Annotated in this window: 2 protein-coding genes; both read right to left on the minus strand. The window is 63.6% G+C overall.

The features are described 5' to 3' along the window. Positions 1-340: hypothetical protein (locus Q0629_RS09655; protein WP_298781905.1), on the minus strand; the 340-nt coding region annotated here is incomplete at its 3' end. 30 nt (positions 341-370) lie between these two features. Beyond that, positions 371-2,498: hypothetical protein (locus Q0629_RS09660; protein WP_298781906.1), on the minus strand; the 2,128-nt coding region annotated here is incomplete at its 5' end.

Below are 2,498 nucleotides of genomic sequence, written 5' to 3' on the forward strand. Positions count from 1 at the left end.
GCGACGCATGGTTATTCTGCGGATCGACGGCGATGGGCTCCGCCCGGTCCCCGACGTACATCCGCACCAGCCCTTTAGGAGCCATGACGGAGATTTCCACCGTCTCCGCGTAGGGGAGCTTGTAGACGGTTGGCGTCCCGGCCTTCACCACAAACTCCGTGTACCCGAACCCGCGCGCCGGATCCCGCAGAACGTGCGGCTCCGGCCCCACCAGCGTCAGCCCCAGCATCTCGTGGGGGACAAAAAACGGGAGGGCTCTAGCCTCTCCCGGTTGCCATGAGATGTAATGCTTGTCCGGAAACGTTATCCGCGTCTCCGTGTCGTTGCGATATGTTGGCATCCTCTGCCTCCTTTCAACAAACGAGGCGGCCTACTCCGGCCGCCTCCGTATGCCCACCAGGTTCAGCGCAGCGGCCATGCCGTCCTCCTTTGCCATATCGAAGGACTGCACGACCCTTCGCATCCCCGTCACGGGGATGGGCGCGACCCCCGACAGGCTGAACGCCTCAAGCGCCAGCCACGTCGCCCTGCGCTGGTCCTCCTCGTCGCTGTCCTCTTTGCTCAGGAGGTGGTACGCCTGACCAAGCTTCACGATCGGCGCCATGATCGCGCTGTACTGCGTCCCCTGATACTTGCCCCTCATGCTGTCGTAGAGGACCATCGCCTCCTTGCCCGCCAGCGGGATCGAGGCAATGGCCTGTTCCGTGAACGCCTCCAGAGCCCAGTTGCGCCCCTCCTCGTCATCGTCCTCATCGTCAGGGACCCCCTCGTTAGCTGCCTTCATCAGGATGGCCGTCACCGTCAGCGCCGTCAGGGTCATGAACGCCTTACCAAGCTTCCCGCCCCGGAGCTGCTGCACCAGGTCGTAGGCGGTCATGCCGAACGTCGAGGCCGCGTCGGAGGTGAAGATCATCGCCAGCCGGACAAAACCGTTCTGTCGCCACATCCGCGCGGTATCACGCGCGCTTGCGGGCTGCTGCGTCAGACGGACGGCCCGCTGCGCCTCCCGCACCGCGCCCTCGTACCCCAGCTTCTTCACGTTGGCGTCATAGGTCGCCTTCCAGCCGATCGCCGCCACCCAGCGGTCCACCATGGAGATCGGCTCCAGGAGCCAGTCCAGCCCCTGCTGCACCATGCGCTTGCCCCACTGCGGGTCCTCCCGAATCATCGCCAGAAGCGGGCTGCCGTTGCGCTCCCGCAGTTGCGGGTCCATCGTGTAAACCTCTTCCAGAAACCTCGACCCGCGGAGCAGGAAGTGCCCCAGGGCCACCAGTATCCGGTGCGGTCCCGCCGTGATGAGGAAGCGTGGGATGGAGGTCGTCTGCTTCAGAACCGTCGACAGGTTCCCCGCCAGGTAGGCGATGCTCATGTTCTTTGCTAGAGCGCTGGAAAGCCGGTCCAGTACGTTGTGCGCCAGCCGCGTGTCATCCATCACGTCGTCGTTGAAAAAGCTAACCAGCGTGTGCCACGCCTCGTCCCCGAAGCGCTCCTTAATCATCCTCCCCAGCGTCTTACCGCTCTTCGGGTCGCGGGTGAGCAGTGCCCCCGCAAGGTCGCGGGCTGTAACTGCCATCGCCGCCGCGTGCTCGTGGCGCGCTACGTCGGAGTGCCAGTTCTCCCAGAGCCCCAGGTGAATAGGCGTCTGGTTCTCAGCCTTCATCGCGACGCGCTTCTTCATGAACCCATCCTCGACGCGCCGAAGGACGTCTGCGTTCGACAGCCCGTTCAGCAACGCCTCATCGCTTTCGGCGTCGATCAGCCCCATGGACGACACGCGCTCCAGACGGTGGATTGAGGTGTAGTCCGTCTCCCGCTCCATGCCCTTCTGGTACGCCGCGATCATCCCGGCCTCGATGCGGTCCACGTTCCTGTTGTGGTCCTCCGCCACCAGCTCCGCCGCCCGCTTGTGCTCTTCGCTCAGGAGGCTGATCAGGTACGCTGTGTCGCCCGAGGCGTCGAGAGAGTTCTTGAAGTTGCCGTTCAGGATGGCCTGTGCCTTCTTCTCGTTGCGCAGTCCCATGTAGATTTCCTGAATCTCGCTCCAGGTGTAGTCCTTCCCGTTGTATGTGGTCGCGATTCGCGCGAAGTCGGACACCCGGAACCCCAGTTCCCGCAGCCCCGTCTCCACCCACTCCCGCCGCGCCTGAATGTGCCGCAACGATTCGTCTCGGGCTGCTGCCGTCATATCGACGAAGTACTTGACGAACGGTCCGTGATAACCCGTGCGCCCGTGGTCAAGCCAGTCGAAGAAGCGGTCCTTTGCCAGCGTCACGGCATAGGTCCAGTCTCTGGCCTTCGCCGCCTTACCACTCAACCCCTTGTACTGCTTCTTGAGGTCCTCCGGCCCGGTGACGACCTTTGGCAGGTCGGCCTTCCGCTTCTCCAGCGTGTCCCGCAGGTCGGTGTAGATCGTGTCCTTCCTTTCCGTGCGTTCAAGGTCCCATATCCTGTACTCCTCAGCGCCGCGGTCGTAGATCTGCTGCACCTGATCGTTCAGG

The sequence above is a fragment of the uncultured Fretibacterium sp. genome, from assembly GCF_938030725.1.
GTDB lineage: Bacteria > Synergistota > Synergistia > Synergistales > Aminobacteriaceae > Fretibacterium.